Source organism: Acidimicrobiales bacterium, assembly GCA_036273495.1.
Lineage (GTDB): Bacteria > Actinomycetota > Acidimicrobiia > Acidimicrobiales > JAJPHE01 > DASSEU01.
In genome coordinates this window covers 1-2081 of record DASUHN010000360.1, presented here as the reverse complement: position 1 = coordinate 2081, position 2081 = coordinate 1, and the positions used below count along the sequence as shown (strand labels likewise).

The following is a 2081-nucleotide window of genomic DNA, read 5'->3' as shown; positions in this document are numbered from 1 at the left end:
AGGTCGACCCCTCCACCACCCTGCTCGGCCGGCCGCTGCCCATCCCGCTGGTGCTGGCGCCCACCGGCTTCACCCGCATCGCCACCCCCGGTGGTGAGCTGGACGTGGCGCGCCCCGCCGCCCGCGCCGGGCTGCCGTACGTGCTGTCGACGCTGTCGACCCGGTCCATCGAGGAGGTGGCGGCCTGCTCGGAGGGTCCGAAGTGGTTCCAGGTCTACGTCTGGAAGGACCGGGGGTTGGTGCGCGACATGCTGGCCCGGGCAACGACGTGCCGGTACGAGGCCATCGTCCTCACCGTCGACACCCCGGTGCTCGGGCGCAGGGAGCGCGACGTGCGCAGGGGGTTCACCCTGCCGCCGACGGTAGGTCCCGCCACCCTGGTCGACGGCCTGCTCCACCCGGGCTGGACGTGGGCGTTCGTGCGCGGCGAGCCCATCGTGTTCGCCAACGTGGCGGCCAGCGTCAGCACCGACGCCGCCTCCGCCGGCCCCGGCGCAGGGGAGGCCGTGGCCCTGGCCGACTTCATCAACGAGCAGTTCGACGCGTCGCTTTCCTGGTCCGACCTCGAATGGATCCGCGAGGCGTGGTCGGGCCCGATCGTCCTCAAGGGTGTGCAGCGGGTGGAGGACGCGCGCACCGCCGCCACCGTCGGCGTGGACGCCGTGGCCCTCTCCAACCACGGGGGCCGCCAGCTCGACGGGGCGCCCCCGCCGGTCGAGCTGCTGGCCCCTGTCGCCGAGGCGGTGGGGGACAGGGTGGAGCTGATCTGCGACGGCGGCGTGCGGCGGGGATCGGACATCGTGAAGGCCCTGGCCCTAGGGGCCCGGGCGGTGATGGCGGGCCGGGCCTACCTGTACGCGCTGGGTGCTGGGGGCGAGCAGGGTGTGGACCACGTGATCGGCCTGCTCGACGCCGGGGTCAGGCGCACCATGGCCCTGGCCGGCTGCCGGACCGTGGACGAGATCGGCCCCGACCTGGTGCGGTTCCGGGGCCGCTGAGCGCGAGGAGAACGCCCGTGCGACTGGAGGGCAAGACCGGCATCGTCGTCGGGGCCGGGCAGACGCCCGGCGAGACCATAGGAAACGGCCGGGCGGCGGCGGTGCTGTTCGCCCGCGAGGGTGCCCGCCTCCTCCTCGTGGACCGCGACCTGGCGTCCGCCGACGAGACCGCCGCCATGATCGCTCTCGAGGGCGGGACGACCGAGATCGTCCCCGCCGACTGGACCCGTGCCGAGGACTGCGCCCGCTATGTCGAGGCATGCATGGATGCCTTCGGCCGGGTGGACTTCCTGCACAACAACGTGGGGATCGGCGGAGGTGACGCCAGCCCGAACCGGCTGACCGAGGAGGCGTTCGACCGCATCCTGCGCGTGAACCTCAAGGGCTGCATGCTGTCGTGCCAGGCGGCGCTGCCACACATGCGTGAGCAGGGAAGCGGGAGCATCGTGAACATCTCGTCGCTGGCAGCGGTGGCCGCCACTCCGCTCACCGCCTACAAGATCTCCAAGGCGGGCATGAACGCCCTCGGCCAGTCGCTGGCACTGGCCAATGCCCGCCACGGGATCAGGGTCAACACGATCATGCCCGGGCTCATCGACACGCCGATGGCCATCGAGGGCATCGCCGCCGAGGAGGGCCTGCCACCGGAGGAGGTCCGCGCCCGGCGGGACCGGGTGGTGCCCCTCCGGGGCCGGATGGGCACGGCGTGGGACGTGGCCCACGCCGCCCTGTACCTGCACTCCGACGAGGCCGGATTCGTCACCGGGGTGGTCCTGCCGGTCGACGGCGGCCAGAGCGCCCGGGTCGGCTGAGCCTCCTAAGATCCGGCTTTCGCAGCCGGACCCAGGGAGGGACCCGTCGTGGGGGAGTACAAGTACGTCAGCTACGAGACGCTGGATGAGGGCCGGATCGCCCGGATCATGCTCAACCGGCCCGAGGCCCGCAACGCCCAGCACCGCGGCCTCCTGGTCGATCTGGGGGACGCCTTTCTCGAGGCCGCGGCCGACGACCAGGTCCGGGTGGTCATCCTGGGCGGGGCCGGTCCGCTGTTCTCCTCCGGTCACGACATGGGTTCGAAGGACT

Annotated in this window: 3 protein-coding genes; all 3 read left to right on the top strand. The window is 72.5% G+C overall.

Annotated elements, in window-relative coordinates:
• A partial coding sequence (locus VFW24_15345; protein ID HEX5268140.1) for an alpha-hydroxy acid oxidase occupies window positions 1-998 on the top strand: 998 nt, incomplete at its 5' end.
• Between the two features lie 17 nt (window positions 999-1015).
• Window positions 1016-1810: an SDR family NAD(P)-dependent oxidoreductase gene (locus tag VFW24_15340; protein ID HEX5268139.1), complete on the top strand. Its 795-nt coding sequence runs from the start codon at window positions 1016-1018 to the stop codon at window positions 1808-1810.
• A gap of 48 nt (window positions 1811-1858) precedes the next feature.
• On the top strand, window positions 1859-2081 hold a 223-nt coding region (locus VFW24_15335), incomplete at its 3' end, for an enoyl-CoA hydratase-related protein (protein ID HEX5268138.1).